This window comes from Streptomyces sp. NPDC111516, assembly GCF_055635345.1.
The window spans coordinates 246,264-268,961 of the sequence record NZ_JBVKBV010000004.1 but is presented as its reverse complement, the minus strand read 5'-3'; the positions used below and the strand labels follow the sequence as shown (position 1 = coordinate 268,961).

15 protein-coding genes are annotated in these 22,698 nt (G+C 71.1%); 5 read left to right on the top strand and 10 right to left on the bottom strand.

Features of this window, described 5'->3' with window-relative positions; genetic code table 11:
• The first annotated feature begins 49 nt into the window (after window positions 1-49).
• Both ACZ7L9_RS11545 and ACZ7L9_RS11540 read left to right on the top strand, forming a co-directional pair.
• Window positions 50-352 carry a chorismate mutase gene (locus ACZ7L9_RS11545; protein ID WP_471414457.1) on the top strand — a complete coding sequence of 101 codons (303 nt, stop codon included), beginning with the start codon at window positions 50-52 and terminating at the stop codon, window positions 350-352.
• 612 nt (window positions 353-964) lie between these two features.
• The gene (locus ACZ7L9_RS11540) at window positions 965-1,984 is read left to right on the top strand and encodes an LAETG motif-containing sortase-dependent surface protein (protein ID WP_471414454.1); all 1,020 of its coding nucleotides are present in this window, start codon (window positions 965-967) and stop codon (window positions 1,982-1,984) included.
• An 85-nt stretch (window positions 1,985-2,069) separates the two neighbouring features.
• On the opposite strand, the gene ACZ7L9_RS11535 is transcribed toward ACZ7L9_RS11540, so the two are convergent.
• From ACZ7L9_RS11535 to ACZ7L9_RS11515, 5 genes are all read right to left on the bottom strand, one after another.
• The gene (locus tag ACZ7L9_RS11535) at window positions 2,070-3,920 is read right to left on the bottom strand and encodes a GMC oxidoreductase (protein ID WP_471414452.1); all 1,851 of its coding nucleotides are present in this window, start codon (window positions 3,918-3,920) and stop codon (window positions 2,070-2,072) included.
• A 49-nt stretch (window positions 3,921-3,969) separates the two neighbouring features.
• Window positions 3,970-5,598, bottom strand: coding sequence for a succinic semialdehyde dehydrogenase (locus ACZ7L9_RS11530; protein WP_471414451.1), 1,629 nt, complete (start codon window positions 5,596-5,598; stop codon window positions 3,970-3,972).
• A 201-nt stretch (window positions 5,599-5,799) separates the two neighbouring features.
• Window positions 5,800-7,527: a serine/threonine-protein kinase gene (locus tag ACZ7L9_RS11525; RefSeq protein ID WP_471414450.1), complete on the bottom strand. Its 1,728-nt coding sequence runs from the start codon at window positions 7,525-7,527 to the stop codon at window positions 5,800-5,802.
• A 131-nt stretch (window positions 7,528-7,658) separates the two neighbouring features.
• Window positions 7,659-10,397 (bottom strand): serine/threonine-protein kinase, encoded by a 2,739-nt coding sequence (locus tag ACZ7L9_RS11520; RefSeq protein ID WP_471414448.1) that lies wholly within the window; start codon window positions 10,395-10,397, stop codon window positions 7,659-7,661.
• 183 nt (window positions 10,398-10,580) lie between these two features.
• Window positions 10,581-12,572 (bottom strand): serine/threonine-protein kinase, encoded by a 1,992-nt coding sequence (locus tag ACZ7L9_RS11515; RefSeq protein ID WP_471414447.1) that lies wholly within the window; start codon window positions 12,570-12,572, stop codon window positions 10,581-10,583.
• Between the two features lie 120 nt (window positions 12,573-12,692).
• On the opposite strand from ACZ7L9_RS11515, the gene ACZ7L9_RS11510 reads away from it, so the two are divergent.
• On the top strand, window positions 12,693-13,772 hold the full coding sequence (locus tag ACZ7L9_RS11510; protein WP_471414445.1) for a serine hydrolase domain-containing protein: 1,080 nt from the start codon (window positions 12,693-12,695) through the stop codon (window positions 13,770-13,772).
• A 59-nt stretch (window positions 13,773-13,831) separates the two neighbouring features.
• Here the strand turns inward: ACZ7L9_RS11510 and ACZ7L9_RS11505 are convergent, their stop codons facing one another.
• On the bottom strand, window positions 13,832-15,538 hold the full coding sequence (locus ACZ7L9_RS11505; RefSeq protein WP_471414444.1) for a glycerol-3-phosphate dehydrogenase/oxidase: 1,707 nt from the start codon (window positions 15,536-15,538) through the stop codon (window positions 13,832-13,834).
• Window positions 15,539-15,841: 303 nt separating this feature from the next.
• On the opposite strand from ACZ7L9_RS11505, the gene ACZ7L9_RS11500 reads away from it, so the two are divergent.
• Together ACZ7L9_RS11500 and ACZ7L9_RS11495 are read left to right on the top strand one after the other, a co-directional pair.
• Window positions 15,842-17,104: a nucleotide sugar dehydrogenase gene (locus ACZ7L9_RS11500; protein WP_471414442.1), complete on the top strand. Its 1,263-nt coding sequence runs from the start codon at window positions 15,842-15,844 to the stop codon at window positions 17,102-17,104.
• 138 nt (window positions 17,105-17,242) lie between these two features.
• Window positions 17,243-17,848 carry a hypothetical protein gene (locus tag ACZ7L9_RS11495; RefSeq protein WP_471414440.1) on the top strand — a complete coding sequence of 202 codons (606 nt, stop codon included), beginning with the start codon at window positions 17,243-17,245 and terminating at the stop codon, window positions 17,846-17,848.
• An 80-nt stretch (window positions 17,849-17,928) separates the two neighbouring features.
• On the opposite strand, the gene ACZ7L9_RS11490 is transcribed toward ACZ7L9_RS11495, so the two are convergent.
• The 4 genes from ACZ7L9_RS11490 to ACZ7L9_RS11475 form a co-directional block, all read right to left on the bottom strand.
• A complete protein-coding gene (locus ACZ7L9_RS11490; protein ID WP_010058709.1) occupies window positions 17,929-19,053 on the bottom strand; it encodes a GuaB3 family IMP dehydrogenase-related protein in 1,125 nt (374 codons plus the stop codon).
• Window positions 19,054-19,358: 305 nt separating this feature from the next.
• Complete coding sequence (guaB, locus tag ACZ7L9_RS11485; protein ID WP_471414438.1) at window positions 19,359-20,864, bottom strand: IMP dehydrogenase; 1,506 nt, start codon at window positions 20,862-20,864, stop codon at window positions 19,359-19,361.
• Between the two features lie 149 nt (window positions 20,865-21,013).
• A complete protein-coding gene (locus tag ACZ7L9_RS11480) occupies window positions 21,014-21,589 on the bottom strand; it encodes a sigma-70 family RNA polymerase sigma factor (protein WP_093893485.1) in 576 nt (191 codons plus the stop codon).
• Between the two features lie 292 nt (window positions 21,590-21,881).
• Window positions 21,882-22,493: a response regulator transcription factor gene (locus ACZ7L9_RS11475; protein ID WP_003948568.1), complete on the bottom strand. Its 612-nt coding sequence runs from the start codon at window positions 22,491-22,493 to the stop codon at window positions 21,882-21,884.
• Window positions 22,494-22,698 lie beyond the last annotated feature (205 nt).

Here is a 22,698-nt window from a genome sequence, read left to right as displayed (position 1 = left end):
TTCCGGACCGGTCGGCTTCGGGGGCCGCATCCCACGAGGAGTCACCACCATGGCCAGCACCGCTCCCACGAAGACCGCCGCCGAGAAGACCGGCGCGCACACCGATGAGGCCGCCGCCCTGATCGACGGCGCCAGGTCCCGCATCGACGCCCTCGACGACCGGATCATCGGACTCGTCCAGGAGCGAATGGCCGTCTCGGCGGTCATCCAGGAGGCCCGGATCACCTCCGGCGGCCGCCGGATCAACCTCTCCCGCGAGATGGAGATCCTCGGCCAGTACCGGGACGCGCTCGGCAAGCCCGGCACCTCCCTCGCCATGACGCTGCTGGAGCTCTGCCGCGGCCGGGCCTGACGCCCGGTGCCCGGGGCCCGGGGTGTGTCGACGTATCCCAGTTCGGGCCGACTCTCACCCGTACGGCGCGTGACCGGGTCCGTCGCGGCTTCGTTGGTCCCGGTGTCCGTGCCAGCCAGGGGCGGCTTTGGAAGAAACCACGCGTGGCTCCGCTGGAGCGTGTGGCGTACTGCAGGTACGCCGTGGGACCGCGCCCCAGCGTGCGTGACCGGTCGGCAGGGGACAGCAGCCCGGTCACTCCAAGAAACGGTCGGCTCCGGGGACGCTCGGAGCCGACCGTATCCGGTCGAAACGGTCCGCTCGGGGAGCAGCCCGTCCAGCTCGGCGCCGAGACCGCGTCCGGGTGTTCATCCAGCAGGGCCCCCTGGACCACTTCCGGTCCGCGGGGCCCTTGCTCATGTGCGTGTCCAGGTTCCCGGCGACCACGGATCGGGCGCGGAGAGGGACGTGAGCGGTATCACATAAAGGTTCTGTGAATAAGCGGACAACCATTGCGGCGGACCACGGGTCAATCATGCGGAACCACCGGACCCGCTCGTGTCCCCCGCCACGCCGGGCCAGTCCCCTTATCCGTACTGCTCCCAGCGGTACGCCGGACTTCTGAGGTCATTCATGAAGCTTCGCCGCGCCATGGCGCTCGCCGCCGCCACGGCAGTCATCGCTCCCGCCGCGATCCTGGCCGCCCCGGCCGCGTTCGCCGAAACGACGGACGGGACCGCTGCCGTCGAGACCACCGCCTCGCCCTCGCCGAGCGAATCCGAGTCCACGGAGGCCGAGGCGAGCCCCTCCGCCAGCGAGTCCACCACCGCTCCCGCCGAGGAGCCCGGCAAGCCCGGCCCGAGCGAGACGACCGAGGCGGCCGCCCCGAAGGAGACCGCCACCGCAAGCCCGAGCGATGCGGCGAGCGCCTCCTCGTCCGCGTCCCCGTCGAAGTCCGCTTCCCCGTCGGAGTCCGAGGACCCGGAGATGCCGGCGGAGTGCTCCAAGTCCGACCTGGACATCTCCATCAACGGCCTGCCCGGCAAGATCGCTCGGGGCAGTGGCTGGCACAAGTTCAAGATGAACGTCTACAACTCCTCGAAGTCCGTCGTGAAGGAGATCGACTACTTCGCGGGCGCCTCTTCCGACAAGGACGGCAACGACCTCTTCAAGTCGAAGCACGTCAGCCTCCAGGCCTTCAACGAGGACACGAACAAGTGGGAGGACCTCAACGAGGACGGCCGCGCGGTCGGCTACGTCGGCCAGTCCGACGAGATCCGTCCGGGTTACGAGGTCGACATCCCGCTGCGCATCAACGTGAAGTCGACCGCCCCCATCGGCGCCGGCTTCACCCTCGGTGCCGGTCTGTACGTGGGTGACAAGGACTGCTTCGGCGTCAGCGACGTCGCGTACAAGTTCAAGATCGTGAACTCCGGCGAGAGCGGCTCGACGCCGCAGACCGGCGGCACCGCTCCGGTCCCGACCACGAAGCCGGCCGACAACCCGACGGGGAAGGTCTCCGGCTCGCTCGCGGAGACCGGTTCGTCCTCCGCGGTCCCGGTGATCGCCACGGCGGGCGGCGCGGCCATTGTGCTCGGCGCGGGCGCGATGTTCATCGTGCGGCGCCGCAGGAACGGTGACGCTGCCGCGTAAGGCGTTTCGTCACCGTAAGCACGGAGGGGGCTGCACTCGGAGGGGGGTGCAGCCCCTTCTGCTGTCCCGGTCCGCCGGGGCCCTGCTACCGCTGCTCCGACCGCTCCTGCGGATTCTTCTTCGGCGGGACCGTCGGCAGCCCGAGGAACGGCAGCTTCAGCGCGCCGAACGCCTCCTTCGGTACGGCCGGTGCCTGCGGCTCGACCGCGGCCAGCCGTTCGTACCCCGCACCCTGCGCGGGACGCGGGTCCGCCCCGCCCTTGTTGGGCCAGAAGGACATCGCGCGCTCTGCCTGTGCGGTGATGGTGAGCGACGGATTGACGCCGAGGTTCGCCGAGACCGCGGAGCCGTCGACCACCGAGATGCCGGGGTGTCCGTAGAGCCGGTGGTACGGGTCGATCACTCCTTCCTCGGCGCTCGCGCCTATGGGGCAGCCGCCGAGGAAGTGCGCGGTGAGCGGGGTGCCCATCAGCTCGCCGATGTTCGAGCCGGCGAAGCCGTTGATCTCGTCGGCGAGCAGGGAGGCGCTGCGCGTCGCCTCCTCGATCTGGGTCGGGTTGGGTGCGCCGTGCCCTTGCCGTGCGGTGAGCAGGCCCTTCCCTATTCCGCCCGGCTTCCGGTACGTCGTCAGGGAGTTGTCCAGCGACTGCATGACGAGCCCGATGATGGTCCGCTCCGACCAGCGGCGGTTGGAGAGCGACCGCAGGGCGAGGGTCGGGTGCTTTGCCACGTTACCGAGCCAGCCCAGCACCCGGCGGCCGCCGTAGGGCACCTGGAGGATGGACATCGCGCCCATCGCGTTGGAGCCCTTGCCGTAGCGGACCGGCTCGATGTGGGTGTTCTCGTCGGGGTGGATCGAGGAGGTGATCGCGACGCCCTGGGTGAAGTCGGCCTTCGCGGTGCCGTGCTTCTTGCGGTAGCGCCGGTCGCTGGTCTGCGAGCCGACGAGCGCCTCGGAGTTGGTACGGGTCAGCTCGCCGAGCCGGTCGGAGAGCCGGGGCAGCAGACCGCGGTCCTTCATCGTGTGCAGCAGGGTCTGCGTTCCGTACGTGCCCGCTGCGACGACCACCTGGCGGGCGCGCAACCGCGTGGGCTTCGCCTTCTTGCGGCGGTCGGTGGGGACGGTGGTGACGTGGTAGCCGCCCTCCGGGTGGTCCGTGATCGCGACGACGGAGGTCATCGGGTGGATGACCGCCCCGGCCTTCTCGGCGAGGTGGAGGTAGTTCTCGTTGAGGGTGTTCTTCGCGCCGTGACGGCAGCCCGTCATGCATTCGCCGCACTCGGTGCAGGCCTTGCGGGCGGGGCCCGCGCCGCCGAAGTACGGGTCGGCGACCGTGCCGCCGGGCTTCGCCGTGGCCGTGCCGTCGGCGTCCTCGCCATCGCCGAAGAAGACGCCGACCGGGGCGAGATGGAAGGTGTCTCCGACACCCATGGTCTGCGCGGCCGCCTTCAGATGGACGTCGGAGGGGGTCATCGTCGGATTGAGCCGGACCCCGAGCATCCGCTTCGCCTGGTCGTAGTACGGCTTCAGCTCGTCCTGCCAGTCGGTGATGGACGCCCACTGCCGGTCCTCGAAGAACGGCGCCGGGGGCACGTACAGCGTGTTGGCGTAGTTGAGCGAGCCGCCGCCGACACCCGCACCGGCCAGCACCATCACGTTGCCGAGCAGGTGGACGCGCTGAATGCCGTAGAGGCCGAGCGCGGGGGCCCACAGGTAGTTCTTGATGTCCCAGGAGTTCTTGGGGAGGGTGCCGGGGCTGAAGCGGCGGCCCGCCTCCAGGACCCCGACCCGGTATCCCTTCTCGGTCAACCGCAGGGCCGAAACCGCGCCGCCGAAGCCCGAGCCGACGACCAGGACGTCGTAGTCGTACGCGGCGTCGTCGTCGGTCCCGCCGGCCGGTTCGGCCTGATTCTGGGCAGGGCTGTCCTGGGACATGGCTCTCCTCGGTACGAAAAGGGCAGAACGTGCTGCGGTGCTACGGGGGTCAGCGCAGGCGGAACGCCTTCATCGCCTTCAGGCTGCGAGTCATGAACGCCGCGTACTTCTCGTCGTCCATGCCGAACGCCGGGGCGAGCGGAATCAGCCGCTGCTGGGCGACGGTCTGCGCCTCCGTGTACTTGAGGATGCCCTCGGAGCCGTGCCGCCGGCCGAGACCGGAGTCCTTCATGCCGCCCATCGGGGACTGCACGCTGCCGTACGCGGGGGCGTACCCCTCGTTGATGTTGACCGTGCCGGTCCGGAGCCGGGCGGCGACCTGGTGGCCGCGCTTGGCGTCCTTGGTCCAGACGCTGGAATTCAGGCCGTACGGGGTGGCGTTGGCGAGGGCGACGACCTCGTCCTCGTCCGCGAAGCGGTAGATGGAGACGACCGGGCCGAAGGTCTCCTCGTTGCACACGGCCATCGGCGCCTCGACGCCGTCGAGGATGGTCGGCTCGTAGAAGAGCGGGCCGATGTCCGGGCGGGCGACGCCACCCGCGACGAGCCGGGCGCCCTTCTCGACGGCCTCCGCGACATGCCGGGTGACGGTCTCCAGCTGGCGCTCGCCGACCAGCGAGCCCATGTCGGCGCCGTAGGCGAGGGAGCTGCCGAGCCGCATGGCCTTCGTACGTGCGGCGAAGCGGGCCACGAAGTCGTCGGCGACCGACTCGTGGACGTACAGCCGCTCGATGGAGATGCAGAGCTGGCCGGCCGAGGAGAAGCAGGCGCGCACGGCCCCCGCGGCGGCCTTCTCCACGTCGGCGTCCTTCAGGACCAGCATGGCGTTCTTCCCGCCGAGCTCCAGCGAGACCCCGACGAGCCGGGCCGCCGCGCCCTGTGCGACCTCGCGACCGGTGCGGGTGGAACCGGTGAACGAGACGTAGTCGGCGTGCTTGACGACCTCGGGGCCGACGACCGGTCCGTCACCGAGGACCACCTGGAACACCTCGGCGGGCAGCCCGGCCTCGATCAAGAGGTCCCGGGCCCACAGCGCGGTCAGCGCGGTCTCCGTGTCGGGCTTCATCACGACGGCGTTGCCGGAGACGAACGCGGGCAGCGCATCGCCGACGGACAGCTCGAGCGGGTAGTTCCACGGCGCGATCTGGCCGATGACACCGCGCGGCTGACGCAGCTCGGTGACCTTGGTGAGGGTCGGTACGACTCCGGTGTGCCGCTTCGGCTTCAGGTACGCGGGGGCCTTGCGCCCGTAGTGCCGGGCCGCGACGGCGACGGCCTGCACTTCCTCGTGGGCGTGCAGCCTGGCCTTGCCGGTCTCCAACTGGATGAGATCGAGCACCTCGGCCTGGCGGCTGAGCACGAGGTCGTGGAAGCGGAGCAGGACGGCCGCTCTGGCGCGGACGGGGGTCGCGGCCCAGGCCGCCTGGGCCGCCCCGGCCCGCTCGAAGGCCGTCGCCACGTCCTCGGGGGTGGCTTCGGGCAGATCGGCCAGCTTCTCCCCCGTGAAGGGGGTGTGGTTGGCCGTACGGCCGGAGCCGGCCACGCCACGGGTCAGCTGGGCGACCACCTCGGGTGTCACCACATCGGCTGCGGTGCGCACGCCTGCGGGGGCGGCGGCCACGGGGTTGGTGCCGACCGGGGCTGCGGGGGTGGACGTGGAGGCCTGCGAGTCCGTCATGAGGGCGAGAGTACGTCCAGCCGCACGCTTTGGGTACCCGTGAGTAACGGGTTTTCACACTCCCCACAAACAAGCCAGTGATCACTGGCAACAAAGCCCCTGATCAGGACCCCTGCGGTCACCGGACCGACCCGACAGTCCCCGGTCGGAGCCGCCGGGCCGCAGCCCGAACTGCCGGGCAGCAGCCCGGGCTGCCGGATCTCAGCCGGAGCTGTCGGGCGGCCGCCAGCCGCGCAGCATCGTGTCGAACTGTTCCCGGGTCGTGTCCCAGTCCGAGGCCGGACCCGTCATGTACATCGCATACTCCGGGCCGCCGTCCTCCCCGTAGTACATCTGGTCGATCGCGTGGCGCGGGCCCGGGTGGTCCTTGGTCTCGGTCCAGGTGAACTCCCAGAGCGAGCCCGCCCGGTCGCGGTACGTGTTGGAGTGCAGGGTCTCGCGCTGGTACCCGGGAAGCCGTTCGGCCAGCTGCTTCTCCAGGTTCAGCATGTGCATGTACGAGTTCTCGAAGTCGGGCGCCGGGTCGATGCTGATCCGGATGTAGTGCACGCCGTTGTCCGGGGTGTAGTCGATCTGGTTGCCGTCCGCCCGGCGCACCCAGCCGTCGGGCACGGTCAGGCTGAAGCCCTCGGGGTCGTTCACCCGGTGCCAGCCGTCGGGCATGCCCTTCCCCGGCGTGTCCGGCTTCGGGGTGTCCGGCTTCGGCGCCCGCGAAGTGCTGGGCTGCGAGGGGGTGTCGGTCGCGTGCGTGCCCGTGCCGCCGCGCCCGGCGGTACTGTCCGCGCGGTCCCCGTACTTCATCGCGGCGAGCCCCGCGCCGCCGCCGACCAGCGCGGCCGCGGCGATGACCAGGACCGTCGTACGCCACCGGCTCCGGCTGCGCCGGGTCACCGGGGACGACGCCGGCCCGGCGACGGAACCGGCGGCCGGGTGCGGAAGCCGGGCCGTACCGGGCGCACCCGCCGTACCAGGAGCACCGGAAGCACCCGCCGTCGCACCGGCCGCCTCTCCCGACGCGCCGTCCGGGTCCAGCGTGCGCAGGACCTCGTCGGGGACGCGCTGCGTCGGTACGAACGCCTGCGCGGCCCGGGGCTCGCGGCCCTCCATGGCCTCCAGCAGCATCCGTTCCGCCTCGGCCGCCGACGGCCGGTCCGCGGGCTCCTTGCGGAGCAGCGCGGTGATCACTGGGGCCAGCGGACCCGCCCGCTCCGGCGACGGCGGCTCCTCGGTGACGACGGCCTGCATGGTGGAGATCGGGGACGTGCGGCGGAACGGCGAGCGCCCCTCGACCGCGGTGTAGAGCGTGGCACCGAGGGACCACAGATCGGACGCGGGGCCCGGATCCCCGCCGCGTACCCGTTCGGGCGCCAGATAGTCGATGGAGCCGACCAGTTCACCGGTCCTGGTGATGGTCGAGTCGCCCTCTATCGCCGCGATCCCGAAGTCGGTGAGCAGCACCTGGCCGTCCCTGGCCAGGAGTACGTTGCCGGGCTTGACGTCCCGGTGCAGCACCCCCGCACCGTGTGCGGCGCGCAGGGCGCCCAGCACGTGGAGGCCGATCCTGGCGGCCTCGCGGGGCTCGATCTCGCCGGACTCCTTGGCCGCGTCGGCGAGTGACGGACCGTCGACGTACTGCATGACGATCCAGGGCCGGTTGTCGTACTCGATCACGTCGTGGACGGTGACCACGCCCGGGTGCGTGATCCGGGCGGCGGCGCGGGCCTCCTTCTGCGTGCGGGCGTGCAGCACGATCCGGTCGGCCTCGGCGACGTACAGCCCGGCGGTCAGCTCCTTGACCGCGACCGTGCGGTGCAGCACCTCGTCGTGGGCACGCCAGACCTTGCCCATGCCGCCGCGCCCGAGGACTTCACCGAGCCGGTACCTTCCGGCCAGCACCAGTCCCGCGTCCGTGCCCTGTGATCGATCCACGTATTCCGCCCCGTTCCCTCGGAGGCCAGATTACGGAGCTGATGCGGGGCCACGGAACCTCGCATCACCCAAGAGACCGCACTGTGATGCTTGTCGCTCCGCCCACTGTCCAGGTGACGCACCGGAATGCTTCAGTGCGTCACCCGGTAGGAGGCGATGGCTTGTTCGTAGATGTCCGCGACCTCGTCGCGCCGATCCTCCGGGCCGATGACCTGGAGGATGTGGTAGCGGCCGCCGACAATCATCGCGAGGTTGCGGGCGTACACCTCGCGGCCACTGGCGTCCTGCCAGGTGAACTGCCCCTCGGCCATGGCCTGTCGGCCGACGTCGATCCGGCGCAGCCCGCTCGACCCCGACCAGCTGGAGTCGCGGAACGGCTGCAACTCCAGCTCCTTGTCGGCCTGGTACGCCAGCGGGTCGTCGCCGTTGGCCTTTACGGTGTCGCGTCCGGGGACGATCAGCAGGCTGAAGCCGTCACTGCCGTACCGGATCTGCCGGTCCGCGTTGGCGGGACTGCGCTGCCAGCCCTTGAGCACACCGATCTCGAAGCCCTCCGGGTCCTTGCGCAGGACATAACCGGGGGCGAGCGCGACGGCGGAGCGGCTGGTCTGCGGCTGCTGCGCGCCGGGGGGCTGCGAGGGTGACTGCCCGTCGGACGCGCCCTCGCCGGGCTCCGGTGAACCGGAAGCCGCCGACGCCGAGCCCGAGGAGCGGGTGCCGGAGCCGCTGTCCGCCTTGGGCATGAACATCACGGCGTACGCGATGGCCGCGAAAAGGGCCAGCAGGATCAGCAGCAGAAGCAGCCGTCCCAGCCGTCGCGGCGCCCGGCCCTCGCCCGGCCGGCGGTCCGGCGGCGGGGTGCGCAGCGCCTTGGGGCCCTTGGGCTCGCGCGGCGTCCTGGGCGCCTTCTCCGCCCGGGGCCTGTCGTGCCGGTCGGGCTTCTCCTTCGTGTGGCGGTGACGGCCGTGGGACGCCCCCTGGCCGAAGCGGCCGCGGCGCCTGCGGACCAGCTCGCCCCGGCGGCGCACGACGGGAAGCCGGGCGCTGTCGACGGACGGCAGCGGTACGACGTCCAGACCGGCCTCGGGCTCGGGCGCCGACCGTACGAGGGAGCGCAGCCAGCCGCGCAGCTCCTCGAAATCCGGCCGCTCGGTGGGGTCCTGACGCAGCAAGGACTCGACCACGGGGCGCAGTGGACCGCATTCCTCGGCGAAGGCGGGCGGCTCGGCGCAGACCATCTGGACGAGCTCGGCCGCGTTCTCCTCGGGGTACGGGGCGTGGCCCTGGACGGCGCGGTAGAGCAGCGCGCCGAGCGCCCAGAGGTCGGTGGCGGGTCCGATCGGCGGCGCCAGCCGCCAGTTCTCGTGGACGGGGCCGGCCTGCTCGGGCGCCCAGCGCTCGGTGACCGCGCCGACGACTGCGATCCGGGCCTGCCGGGCGCGCTCGGCGGCGAGAGTGGTGGCGGGGCCTCGGTAGACGGCGCCCGTACGGCCGCTCGCCACGAGGTCGTCCCAGCGGGTCGGCTCCTGCCGCTGCTCGGGCCGGTGTGCGGGCAGCGCCGGGGAGTTGCCGTGGCGGCGGGCATCGGCACGCAGGGCGTCCTCGCCCGAGCCCCCGGCGGGCACGGGACGCCCGGATCCGGGCCCGTCGCTCCAGCTGCCGGTGAGGTGCAGCCGCCGGGCGGGCGGTGACTGGTCGTCGCCTCCGTAGCCGTCCTCGTCCTCGTCGTCCTCGTCGTCGTACGGGTCCTCGGCGGGCCGGCTCCAGGGGCCGGTCGGCCGCGGGTGGCCGCGGTCCGGGTCCGACGGCCCCGCGGGGCGCTGGACGGGGAGGGATCCGGTGTCCTCCGCGTCCCCCGCCTCGCCTGCCCCGGCCCGGCGCCGGTCCTCGCCGGCCCGGGCGGCGGCGAGGGCGCCCGCGCGGTACGCGGCGATGGCTCCGGCGCGCTCGGCTCGCGACTGCGCGCCGCTCCCCGTTCCGGCGACGGGGCTCCCCGGCCGCCGTACGGCCTCCAGCTCGCCCGGTGCACCGGTCTGCGCATCGTCGCCTTCGTACGCATCGCCATCGCTGTACGCGTCGTCACCGCCGTATGCGTCGTCACCGCCGTACGCGTCGTCACCGTACGGATCGCCGGTCGCGCGGCCTGTCTCGATCGCCGCCGGGCCTCGCGAGGCCGGCACCACGGCCGGAGGGACGGGTGGGACGGATGGCGTGTACGGCCCGGACGGCCTCGTCTCGACGGCCGGGGGGCCGAAATCGATCTCTTCCTCGTCGTCGGGCTGCGGCGTCGGTACGTACCCGCAGAGCGCCTCCTCCGCCGCCCCGGCCGCCAGGCCGGTCAGCACGACGCGGCCGTCGTCGCAGATCAGCACCGTGCGGACGGTGATGTTCCGGTGGGTCCAGCCATGGGCATGCAGCACCCGCAACGCCGTCAGCACGTCGGAGCCGATCTCGGCGGCCCGGAAGGGATCGAGCGGGCGATCCGCCAGCAGGGCCGCGAGCGGGCGGGCCATGACGAGTTCGCTCACGATCCACAGCGAACCGGCCTCGGCGAACACGTCGAAGACCTGGTCGAGCCTGGGATGGTCGGGGATCCGGGCCGCCGCCTGCGCCGCCTCGATGGCGCGCCGCACCGCCGGATCCGTGGACCGCCGCACGGCACGCCCGGTGACCTGCCGGGCCGCCCGTGCCGGACCGTCGGCATCGACCACCTCGGCGTCCACCACCTCGGGCAACGGCACCTGCCGGACCAGGACTTCCTGTCCGCTGTAGGTGTCGAACGCCCGGGTCTCGGCCAGTTCGTACTCGTCGGACGGCGGCAGCGGAAGGCGGTAGCGGTCGGCAAGCACCCGACCCGCGTAGTCGTCCACGACGCCTCCCCAGAGCGCGCTGTCCCCCCGGTCACGATGACCGCACAAACCCATCAATTGCGGTCACTTACCGTGCAATTGACCCGCCGTTCCGGCTGCGTACGGTCTTCCGGCTCTCACGATACGTGGCAAGTGACCGCCACGCGTCAGGGTCGGCGCATCCCGGCCCTTTTCGCCCACGGATCAGTCGGTGGGCTCGAAGGTGTCGAACGCGGTCTTGCGCAGCGTCCGGCACTCCTCGCTGTCCCATTCGCTCGCCTTGCAGCTGATCATGATCGCGTAGCCGTGGGTGGCATCGACCTTGAAGCCCCGGTTCAGCACCCGGATCGGCTGACCCTGCTGGGTGCGCTCGAACTGCCAGTCGGCGACGGTCGGGTAGCCGTTGTACTGGACCTTCTTCACGCCGAGGTGGTGGTAGTTGTTGCTGCTGGCCGCGACGCCGCCCTTCGCGGCGTTCCAGGCCGCGGCGGCGTCGCCGCCGGGCGAATCGGTGTAGTCGACCTGGACGCGCGGGAAGCCGCCGTCGGCGTTGAAGATGCCGCCGGAGTTGCGGCCGGCCGTGTTATTGAGCCGGAAGTCCTCGGGCATCGCCATCGCGAAGTGGAACCGCTTGTTCGTGATGGTCCGGTATCCGGCGGGCAGCGCGTCGGCGCCGTCCTGGCCGTCGCCCTTCGAACCGTCGGACCCCTTGTCCGGGTTGCCGCCCTTGCCCTGGTCCTTGCTCTGGTCCTGGGTCTTGTCGCTGCCGTTGCCGCTGTCGGTGTCGGCGGAGCCGCCGGTCGTCGTCGAGGCCCCGGCCGAGGTGGACTTGTCGTCCTTGCCGCTGCCGCCACCCGCGTTGTTCTTGTCGTCTCCGCCGAGCGTGAGCGCGAGGACCGTGCCGATCACGGCGAGCACGATCACGGCCGCGGTGATCGCCAGAGTGCGGCGCGGCACCACGTCCGTGAGGGACGCGCGGGACTCGGTGGCCGACGACGTGGCCTGGCGCGGCGGTGGTACGGCGGCGGAGGCCGCGCCCCCGGTCGCCGCGGCCGGGGGCCGGGCAGGCTTCGCGGGGGCTGCGCCACCACTCGCCGAGGCAGCGGCCTTCGAGGGCGGGGGCGGCGCGGCGGCCGAGGCGGCGGCGGCCGGGGTCGCGGCTGCGGCCGGCGCCGCCTTCGCGCTGCGCACGGAGCGCAGTGCACCGCGCAGCCGGTCCCGTGTGCCCTCGCCCTGCTCGCCGGACTTCGGGGCCGTCTTGGCGCCGGACGCGGAGGTCTGCCCGGGCAGCGCCATGACCTGGGTGGCGTCGGCGGGCGGGGGCACCACCGGGTCCGGCTTCTCGGGGGCGTGGATCACGTCATTGAGCAAGGCACGCGCGCCCGCGTCGTCGAGCCGCTGATCGGGATCCCTGGCGAGCAGGCCGTAGATGACCTCCTCCAGCGGACCGGCGTTCTTCGGCGGGTCGAGCGGCTCGGTCATCACCGCGGTCAGGGTGGCGATGGCCGACCCCTTGTCGTACGGCGGGGTGCCCTCGACGCTGGCGTACAGCAGTCCGCCGAGTGACCACAGGTCGGCGGGCGGCCCCGGCTTGTGTCCGCGGGCGCGCTCCGGGGAGATGTACGAGGGGGCGCCGACGAGCATGCCCGTCGAGGTGACCGACGGGTCGCCCTCGACCTGCGCGATACCGAAGTCGGTCAGCACGACCCGGCCGTCCTCGGCGATCAGTACGTTGGACGGCTTCACATCGCGGTGCAGGATGCCCTCGCGGTGTGCCGAACGCAGCACGTCGAGGATGGCGAGGCCGACCTCGGCGGCGCGCTTCGGCGTCAGCACCCCGTCCTCGCGGATCGCCTCGGCGAGGGACTTGCCCTCGATGAGCTCCATCACGATCCACGGCCGGTCGTCCTCGTCGACCACGTCGTAGACCGTCACCGCACCGTTGTTGCGGATCCTGGCGATCGCCTTCGCCTCACGCAGCGTGCGCGTGATGAGGCGACGCTTCTCGTCCTCGTCGATGGCCGAGGGGAACCGCAGCTCCTTGACCGCTACCGTGCGGCCCAGCGTCTCGTCGACGGCACGCCAGACCGTGCCCATACCGCCCCGGCCGAGCACCTCCCCGAGCCGGTAGCGCCCCGCAAGGAGACGTCCGTCCTTGTCCCGTTGGGGCTCCCGTGCCTGCTCCGCCTCCGACATGCGTCCCCTCTGCGATCAACCCGCCCTGGCAGAGCGTTCATTGTCCCTCACCCCGGGACCGGTCATGGTGCCGGGTCCGTGGGCCCGGCATGATGTGCCCGGAGGAAGGGAATCCCTGCCATGCCGACACTCAGGGCGCTGCTCGCCGCCCCGCTGCTGCTGGCACTGTTCGGCTTGGGAACAGCAACCCTGCCCAGCGAACCACACCTCACGCCCGCAGCCTCCTACCTTCCCCGGCTCGTCGCCGGGGGCGGCGCTCCCACGGCGGCGCTGCTGGCCCGTCAGACCTCTTCCGCACCGTACGGCACCTATCGCTCGACGGGCCCCGGCATTCACAGGGAGGACCGGTTCCGGGCCGGCAGCATCACCAAGACCTTCGTCGCCACCGTCGTGCTCCAACTCGCCCGGGAAGGACGGCTGCACCTGTCGGACACCGTCGACCGGCTGTTGCCCGGCCTGATCCACGGTAACGGCAACGACGGCCGCCGCATCACCCTGCGCGCCCTGCTGAGCCATACCAGCGGCCTCTACGACTACACCGCCGACGCCTCCGCCCGCCCCGTCTCCGCCACCGCGGCGGTCCGTGTCGCCCTGGCCCACCGCCCGACGAACGCCCCCGGCCACTACGCCTACTCCAACACCAATTACGTCGTACTCGGACTCGTCATCCGACGCGTCACCGGACACGGCTACGCCACCGAGATCCGCCGCCGCATCATCACCCCCCTCCGTCTCACCGGTACCTCACTGCCCGGCTCCCGTACCGCGCTGCCCTCCCCGCACGGCCGCGGCTTCACCCGCGATCCGGCCGACGGCAGCCTCCGCGACGTCACCGATCTCGACCCTCGCACGGCGGGCGCGGCCGGGGAGCTGATCTCCACGCTCGCCGATCTGAACCGCTTCTACGCGGCTCTGCTGGGCGGGCGCCTCCTCCCGCCCGCCCAGTTGACGGCCCTTCTGAACACGGGTACCACGCACGGCGCCTACGGCCTGGGCATCTACCCGCAGAGGCTCACCTGTGGCATCACCGTCTGGGGCCACAACGGTCACATAGCGGGCAGTTACGTCCGTACCGCCGCCACGCTCGACGGCCGGCACGCCCTGACGTACCGCATCGACACGGACACCCTGACCGATGCGGAGACGCTCGAACCGGCGCTGCTCGACGCAGAGTTCTGCAACCGACCCGCCCGGCCCTAGCGCTGCTCCCGGCAAGCTTTGCCGGTCACGGCACCAGGTCCTGTCCGGCAGGACAGGACCTAGATCGGCACGATGTCCGGCGCGCCGAGCCGCGCCGCGTCCGCCGTGAGGTCGTCCGGCTGCCGCTGCGACTCCCGCTCCGCCTGCACCCGCTTCTCGTAGTGCTCGACCTCGCGGTCGATCTGCCCCTCGTCCCAGCCGAGCACCGGCGCCATCAGCTCCGCACAGATCCTGGCGCTGCGTGTGCCCCGGTCGAAGGTCTCTATGGAGATCCGGGTGCGGCGGGTCAGCACGTCGTCGAGATGGCGGGCCCCCTCGTGCGAGGCGGCGTAGACGATCTCGGCCTTCAGGTAGTCGTCCGCCGACGGCAGTGGCTCACCCATCGTCGGATCATCGACGATCAGTTCGAGCAGTTCCTCGGTCATGGAGCCGTAGCGGTTGAGCAGATGCTCCACCCGGGCGACATGGAGCCCCGTCCGGGCCGCGATCCGCGCCCGGGCGTTCCACAGCGCCCGGTAGCCCTCCGCCCCGAGCAGCGGAATGTCCTCGGTGACGCAGTCCGCCACGCGCTGGTCGAGACCGTGCACCGCCTCGTCCACGGCGTCCTTGGCCATCACTCGGTACGTCGTGTATTTGCCGCCCGCCACGACTACGAGGCCCGGCAGCGGATGCGCCACCGTGTGCTCGCGCGAGAGCTTGCTGGTCGCCTCCGACTCACCGGCCAGCAACGGCCGCAGCCCCGCGTAGACGCCCTGGACGTCATCCCTGGTCAGGGGCGTGGCCAGGACCGAGTTGACGTGTTCGAGCAGATAGTCGATGTCGGCGCTGGACGCCGCCGGGTGCGCCTTGTCCAGGTCCCAGTCGGTGTCCGTCGTCCCGACGATCCAGTGCCGCCCCCACGGGATGACGAAGAGGACGGACTTCTCGGTCCGCAGGATCAGGCCGGTCGAGGAGTGGATGCGGTCCTTCGGGACGACCAGGTGTATGCCCTTGGATGCCCGGACGTGGAACAGCCCGCGCTCCCCGATCAGCGCCTGGGTGTCGTCCGTCCAGACCCCCGTCGCGTTGACCACCTGTTTGGCCCTGACCTCGTAATCACCGCCCGCCTCGACGTCCTCCACGCGGACGCCGACGACCCGCTCGCCCTCCCGGAGGAAGCCGATCACCCGCGCCCGGTTCGCCACCCGGGCGCCATATCCGGCGGCGGTGCGCACCAGCGTCGCGACATAGCGGGCGTCGTCCATCTGCGCGTCGTAGTACTGCAACGCCCCGACCAGGGCGTCCTTCCTGAGCGCCGGGGCGACCCGCAGGGCGCGGCGGCGGGAGAGATGCCGGTGGACGGGCAGGCCGCGGCCGTGCCCCGAGGACACCGACATCGCGTCGTAGAGCGCCACTCCGGAGCCGGTGTAGAGCCGCTCCCAGCCCTTGTGCTGCAACGGATAGAGGAACGGCACGGGCTTCACCAGATGCGGGGCCAGCCGCTCCAGGAGCAGGCCGCGCTCCTTCAGCGCCTCCCGGACCAGCGCGAAATCGAGCATCTCCAGATACCGCAGCCCGCCGTGGATCAGCTTGCTCGATCTGCTCGATGTGCCCGAGGCCCAGTCGCGCGCCTCGACCAGACCGGTCGAGAGGCCCCTCGTCGCCGCGTCCAGCGCCGTACCGGCGCCGACCACGCCCGCCCCCACGACCAGCACGTCCAGTTCGCGCTCGGCCATCGCGGCGAGCGCCTCGGCGCGCTCCGCAGGTCCCAGTGTCGCTGTCCTCACCGCTGCCTCCCGGGGTAGATCGGGGTGGTCCGGCACTGGACGCGACCCGACCGAGCGGTCGGACGCCCCGCGCCCACCCCTCGATTCTGTCCGCGGTCCACGACTTCGGCCACCGCCTGTGGACAACACCTGGGCGATGAGAGCCGCGCAATGCGACATATAGGTCATATTTACGCCTAGTCTGACATTGCGCTGTCCCCAGCGGTTGCGCTTTCCGCTCTCATGTGTCTTGGCACCGACCGGCAAATAGAGGGTGGCGCCCTCCATCTGCCGGTCGGCCCAAGGGAAGGACGGCCCATCCACATGCCCGCAGACCTCGCAGTCATCGGACTCGGCCACCTCGGCCTGCCCCTAGCCCAAGCCGCCGTCGCCGCCGGTGTCCAGACCGTCGGTTACGACACCGACCCACGCGCCTACGCGGAACTCGCCGCGGGCCGCACCCCCGTCGAGGGATCGCTCACCGCCTCGGACCTCCGCCGGATGCTCTCGGGGGGTTTCCGGCCCACCACCAACCCGGCCGAACTGGGCCGGGTCCGTACCGCGGTGATCTGCGCGCCAACCCCGCTCGGTGCCGACCGCACCCTCGACCTCACCGCCGTCGGCGACGCGGCCCGCGCGCTCGCCGCCCGGCTGCGCCCGCACACCACCGTCCTGCTGGAATCGGCCGTACAGCCCGGCACCACCGAGGGCTATGTACTGCCCCTCCTCGAAGAGGGCTCGGGGCTCCGCGCCGGCCGCGACTTCCACCTCGCCTACTCCCCCAGCCGCCTCGACCCCGGCAACAGGACCCACGTCTACGCCAACACCCCCAAGGTCATCGGCGGCCTCACCCCCGCCTGCACCGAATCCGCCGCCGCGTTCTACGGCCGGCTCACCGACAAGGTCGTCCGGGCCCGCGGGCCGCGCGAGGCCGAGATGACCAAGGTCCTGGAGACCAACTTCCGGCACGTCAACATCGCCCTGGTCAACGAGATGGCGGTGCTCTGCCACGATCTCGGCGTCGACCTGTGGGATGTCATCCGGTGCGCCGAGACCAAGCCCTTCGGCTTCCAGCCGTTCCGTCCGGGCCCCGGCGTCGGCGGCCACGGCGCCCCCGTCGACCCGGGCTACCTTCCGTACAACAGTCGCACCCCCGGCCACCCCCTGCGGATGGTCTCGCTCGCCCAGGAGATCAACGACCGGATGCCGCAGTACGTGATCCAGCGCTGCGCCACCCTCCTGAACGAGCACGGCAAGTCGGTACGCGGCGCCCGGGTGCTGCTCCTCGGGGTCACCTACAAGCCGGACCTCGCCGACCAGGAGGCCTCCCCCGCCCGGGAGATCGCGGCCCGGCTGATGGACATGGGCGCCCAGATCGGCTACCACGACCCGCACGTCCTGGACTGGCGGGTCCGTGAACTCCCTGTCCCGCGCGCCGACTCGCTGTACGAGGCGGCATCGAGCGCCGACCTCACGGTGCTGCTCCAGCACCACCGCACGTACGACCTCCAGGGCCTCGCCGTGAAGGCCCAACTGCTCCTGGACACCCGGGGCGCGACCCCGGCGGGGGCCGCACACCGGTTGTGACAAGCGGGCTCCCCGAGGATTCAAGGGGATCCCTGGAGTTCCCCAAGGATTTCGGTGGGCGATGTCGTAGGCGACTGCTAGCCTGCGGCGTCACTTCTCGCACAATCGTGCGCTTCCGTCCCAGGGGGGATCCCACCCATGAGCCAGCCCGTGCCGCCGAACCAGCCGCAGCAGCCGTACGACGCACACCCCGGCGGCGGCAACCCGTTCGCGGGCCAGCAGCCCGGTCAGCCCGGCGTCCCCACCGGCAACCCGTTCGCGGGCCAGCAGCCCGGCCCGTACGGCCAGCCCGGTCAGCCCGGCGCCGCGTTCGGCGGAGCGCCTTTCTCCCCGGCGGCCCCCGCCCGCGACAACCTGGGGCTCGGCCTACTGACGGCGGTGGTCACGGCGGTCGTCGCGGCCTTCCTGTACGGCGTCATCGCCGGCGCCATCGACCGCGAGATCGGCTACATCGCCGTCGGCGTCGGCTTCCTCGTCGGCTTCGCGGCGAGCAAGGTCGGCGGTCAGAACCCGGTGCTGCCCGTCGTGAGCGCCGTTCTGTCGGTGGGCGCCGTCTACCTCGGCCAGCTCGTGGGCATAGCGATCGCCCTGTCCGATCTGATCCACCAGTCCGCGTCCAGCCTCTTTTTCGACCACTTCGACAGTCTGACGAAGGCCTGGAACGCGGGATCGGACTTCAAGACCTACCTCTTCCTGCTGCTCGCTGCCGTGGCCGCGATCGGTGGCGCCAAGAAGGCCGCGTAACCGTTCGCTGAACGGACACGGGCGAGGCCTGGACCGCATCGGCGGTCCAGGCCTCGCCCGTGTCTGTCTGCTGAGAGCGGTCAGCGGCGGTGCTGGGAGTCCGCCACCGTCACCTCGACGCGCTGGAACTCCTTGAGGTCGCTGTATCCCGTCGTCGCCATCGCGCGGCGCAGTGCACCGAAGATGTTCATCGAACCGTCGGGGGTGTGCGAAGGACCGGTGAGGACCTCCTCGGTCGTGCCGACGGAACCCAGGTCCACCAGCTTGCCGCGCGGCACGTCCTCGTGGACGGCCTCCATGCCCCAGTGGCGGCCGCGGCCCGGCGCGTCCGTCGCACGGGCCAGCGGGGAGCCCATCATCACGGCGTCCGCACCGCAGGCGATGGCCTTGGGCAGGTCGCCGGACCAGCCGACGCCGCCGTCCGCGATCACGTGCACGTACCGGCCACCGGACTCGTCCATGTAGTCGCGGCGGGCCCCGGCCACATCGGCGACCGCGGTCGCCATCGGAACCTGGATGCCGAAGACGTTGCGCGTGGTGTGCGCGGCGCCACCGCCGAAGCCGACGAGGACACCGGCCGCGCCGGTACGCATGAGGTGCAGGGCGGCGGTGTACGTGGCACAGCCGCCGACGATCACCGGGACGTCCAGCTCGTAGATGAACTGCTTGAGGTTGAGCGGCTCGGCCGCACCCGAGACGTGCTCGGCGGAGACCGTCGTACCGCGGATGACGAAGATGTCCACGCCCGCGTCGACGACGGCCTTGGAGAACTGCGCGGTGCGCTGCGGGGAGAGCGCTGCGGCGGTGACGACACCGGAGTCGCGCACCTCCTTGATGCGCTGCCCGATCAGCTCCTCCTGGATCGGCGCGGAGTAGATCTCCTGAAGACGGCGGGTCGCCGACTCGACGGGCATCTCGGCGATCTCGTCGAGCAGCGGCTGCGGGTCGGCGTGCCGGGTCCACAGGCCCTCGAGGTTGAGGACACCGAGGCCGCCCATCTCACCGATGCGGATCGCGGTCTGCGGGGAGACCACGGAGTCCATGGGGGCCGCCAGGAACGGCAGCTCGAAACGGTAGGCGTCGATCTGCCAGGCGATCGAGACCTCCTTCGGGTCGCGGGTACGGCGGCTCGGAACGACGGCGATGTCGTCGAATGCGTACGCCCGGCGGCCGCGCTTGCCGCGCCCGATCTCGATCTCAGTCACGATGGTGTGGCCTTTCCCTCTACGTCTGCGCTGTCCAGTATCCCCGACACACGGTTGAGAGCCTGTCGGGTGGCCTCTGATCGGGCGGCCACGCCCTGGCACGCACGCTTCCCGCGTTGCCGAAACGCCCTAGTGGCTCCGCTACAAGGACCTTCCGGCGCCTTGGAATCGCACGCACCAGACCGCGTCCGCTTTCCGATCGAAGGTCACTCGACAGGCTCTGAGGGGCGGTCCCGGGAACCCCGGACACTGTTGGTCAACAGTGTCCGGGAGCCCCCGGGCCGCCCCTCGGCTGCGCCGATGCGTTACTTCCTGCTGTAGTTCGGCGCTTCGACCGTCATCTGGATGTCGTGCGGGTGGCTCTCCTTGAGGCCCGCCGAGGTGATCCGGACGAACCGGCCGTTGGCCTGGAGCTCCGGGACGGTGCGGCCGCCGACGTAGAACATCGACTGGCGCAGACCGCCGACGAGCTGGTGGACGACCGCGGAGAGCGGGCCTCGGTAGGGGACCTGGCCCTCGATGCCCTCGGGGACCAGCTTCTCGTCGGAGGCGACGCCCTCCTGGAAGTAGCGGTCCTTGGAGAACGACTTGCGGTCGCCACGGGTCTGCATCGCGGCGAGCGAGCCCATGCCGCGGTACGACTTGAACTGCTTGCCGTTGATGAAGAGCAGCTCGCCCGGGGACTCCTCGCAGCCCGCGAGCAGCGAGCCGAGCATCACGGTGTCCGCGCCGGCCACCAGGGCCTTGGCGATGTCACCGGAGTACTGCAGGCCGCCGTCGCCGATGACCGGAACACCGGCCTCCTTGGCGGCGAGCGAGGCCTCGTAGATCGCGGTGACCTGCGGGACACCGATGCCGGCGACGACGCGGGTGGTGCAGATGGAGCCCGGGCCCACACCGACCTTGATGCCGTCGACGCCCGCGTCGATCAGCGACTGGGCGCCGTCACGGGTGGCGATGTTGCCGCCGATGACATCGACACCGGAGGCGTTCGACTTGATCTTGGCGACCATGTCGCCGACCAGCCGGGAGTGGCCGTGGGCGGTGTCGACGACGATGAAGTCGACACCCGCCTCGATCAGTGCCTGGGCCCGCTCGAAGGCGTCGCCCGCGACACCGACGGCCGCGCCGACCAGCAGCCGGCCTTCCTTGTCCTTCGCGGCGTTCGGGTACTTCTCGGCCTTGACGAAGTCCTTGACGGTGATGAGGCCCTTGAGGACCCCCGCGTCGTCGACCAGCGGAAGCTTCTCGATCTTGTGGCGGCGCAGCAGTTCCATGGCGTCCACGCCGGAGATGCCGACCTTGCCGGTGACCAGCGGCATCGGCGTCATGACCTCGCGCACCTGGCGCGTACGGTCCGGCTCGAAGGCCATGTCACGGTTGGTGACGATGCCGAGCAGCTTGCCCGCGGCGTCGGTGACCGGGACACCGCTGATGCGGAACTTGGCACACAGCTCGTCGGCGTCGCGCAGCGTCGCGTCCGGGTGCACCGTGATCGGGTCGGTGACCATGCCGGACTCGGAGCGCTTCACCAGGTCGACCTGGTTGGCCTGGTCGGCGATGGAGAGGTTGCGGTGCAGCACACCGGCGCCGCCCTGCCGGGCCATGGCGATCGCCATGCGGGCCTCGGTGACCTTGTCCATCGCGGCGGAGAGCAGCGGGATGTTCACCCGCACGTTCTTGGAGATGTACGAGGAGGTGTCGATCTGATCGGGCGCCATGTCCGACGCGCCGGGCAGCAGCAGCACGTCGTCGTATGTCAGCCCGAGCGTCGCGAATTTCTCGGGCACTCCGTCGACGTTTGCAGTCATGACACCTTCCCCATATGGCCTTGATCGGTGCGGATGTCCATGCTAACGGCCTCCGGGGGTGTCTCATTCCACGAGCAAGATCAACCAGAGGTTCTGTAGCTTCGTACGGATCGGGACAACCGGCCCGCACGGACCCGGAAGCGCCCTGCTCACTGTTCCGCGAGGGCCCGCAGCCTGCTCAGCGCCCGGTGCTGGGCGACCCGGACCGCGCCCGGCGACATGCCCAGCATCTGTCCGGTCTCCTCCGCGGTCAGACCGACCGCGACCCGCAGAACCAGCAGCTCACGTTGATTGTCCGGGAGGTTGGCGAGAAGTTTCTTGGCCCAGGCGGCATCGCTGCTGAGCAGCGCGCGCTCCTCGGGCCCGAGCGAATCGTCCGGCCGCTCGGGCATCTCGTCGGAGGGCACGGCCGTCGACCCCGGGTGCCGCATGGCGGCCCGCTGGAGATCGGCGACCTTGTGGCCCGCGATGGCGAAGACAAAGGCTTCGAAGGGCCTGCCGGTGTCCTTGTAGCGCGGCAGCGCCATCAGCACCGCGACACAGACCTCCTGCGCCAGGTCCTCCACGAAGTGGCGGGCATCACCGGGCAGCCGGTTCAGCCGGGACCTGCAGTAGCGCAGCGCGAGGGGGTGGACATGCGCCAGCAGGTCATGAGTGGCCTGCGCATCCCCCTCGACAGCACGGTGCACCAGTGCACCGATCACCGTCGTCTCGTCGTCGCGCATCGGACCATGGTGCCTCGGAGCCGCGTCTTCTGCTCCGCCGCGTCCGTAGTTGTGCACCGAAGCGTTATGAGCGGGTGCGCCGGAAGTCATGCCTGCGCCCTCCCCTTCCGCTCGACCGAATCGTCCCCGAGGAACTCCACCTCTCAAGGATGCGGCATCGGCCGGGAAGCGTCACATGCCGTGGGCGCGGAAGGCGGCACCGGCGGGGTGGAGTCCGCGCCACGCACCCCTGTCACATCGCCCCGTCCGCCGGTGTGCGGACGGGGAATCGACTGCCGGCCATGGCCGGTCCTCAGCGGACCAGGCCCCAGCGGAAGCCGAGCGCCACGGCGTGCGCCCGGTCCGAGGCGCCGAGTTTCTTGAACAGACGCCTGGCGTGCGTCTTCACCGTGTCCTCGGAGAGGAACAGTTCACGGCCGATCTCGGCGTTCGAGCGGCCGTGGCTCATTCCTTCGAGCACCTGGATCTCCCGCGCCGTGAGCGTCGGCGCCGCACCCATCTCGGCCGACCGCAGCCGGCGCGGGGCGAGCCGCCACGTCGGATCGGCCAGCGCCTGGGTCACGGTGGCCCGCAACTCCGCGCGGGAGGCGTCCTTGTGCAGATAGCCGCGGGCGCCGGCGGCGACCGCGAGTGCGACGCCGTCCAGGTCCTCGGCAACGGTCAGCATGATGATCCTGGCGCCGGGGTCGGCGGAGAGCAGCCGCCGGACCGTCTCCACACCTCCCAGACCGGGCATGCGTACGTCCATCAGAATCAGATCCGAACGGTCGGCGCCCCAGCGGCGGAGGACTTCCTCGCCGTTGGCCGCCGTCGTCACACGCTCGACGCCGGGCACGGTCGCGACCGCGCGACGGAGCGCTTCTCGGGCAAGCGGGGAGTCGTCGCAGACGAGGACGGATGTCATGACCGTCCTCCGCAGCTGATGCGCGTCACCTTGAGCCTCCAGGCTGTTACAAGTCGTCACCTCAGCGGTTGACGCTCTCGGACATCTGCCCGATCGCTTTTTCTGTCAACCGCCTCAGCCCTCTCAACGATGGTCACCCGAAAGAGTTACGGGCCAGGCGGCCGAGTTCGGCACTCTACGTGAGGGTTCGCGCACGGAGGGGAAC

Coding starts and splice junctions, on each gene's coding strand:
- ACZ7L9_RS11545 (WP_471414457.1), top strand. CDS start 50: ATGGCCAGCACCGCTCCCACGAAGACCGCCGCCGAGAAGACCGGCGCG.
- ACZ7L9_RS11540 (WP_471414454.1), top strand. CDS start 965: ATGAAGCTTCGCCGCGCCATGGCGCTCGCCGCCGCCACGGCAGTCATC.
- ACZ7L9_RS11535 (WP_471414452.1), bottom strand. CDS start 3,920: ATGTCCCAGGACAGCCCTGCCCAGAATCAGGCCGAACCGGCCGGCGGG.
- ACZ7L9_RS11530 (WP_471414451.1), bottom strand. CDS start 5,598: ATGACGGACTCGCAGGCCTCCACGTCCACCCCCGCAGCCCCGGTCGGC.
- ACZ7L9_RS11515 (WP_471414447.1), bottom strand. CDS start 12,572: ATGTCGGAGGCGGAGCAGGCACGGGAGCCCCAACGGGACAAGGACGGA.
- ACZ7L9_RS11510 (WP_471414445.1), top strand. CDS start 12,693: ATGCCGACACTCAGGGCGCTGCTCGCCGCCCCGCTGCTGCTGGCACTG.
- ACZ7L9_RS11500 (WP_471414442.1), top strand. CDS start 15,842: ATGCCCGCAGACCTCGCAGTCATCGGACTCGGCCACCTCGGCCTGCCC.
- ACZ7L9_RS11495 (WP_471414440.1), top strand. CDS start 17,243: ATGAGCCAGCCCGTGCCGCCGAACCAGCCGCAGCAGCCGTACGACGCA.
- guaB (WP_471414438.1), bottom strand. CDS start 20,864: ATGACTGCAAACGTCGACGGAGTGCCCGAGAAATTCGCGACGCTCGGG.
- ACZ7L9_RS11480 (WP_093893485.1), bottom strand. CDS start 21,589: ATGCGCGACGACGAGACGACGGTGATCGGTGCACTGGTGCACCGTGCT.
- ACZ7L9_RS11475 (WP_003948568.1), bottom strand. CDS start 22,493: ATGACATCCGTCCTCGTCTGCGACGACTCCCCGCTTGCCCGAGAAGCG.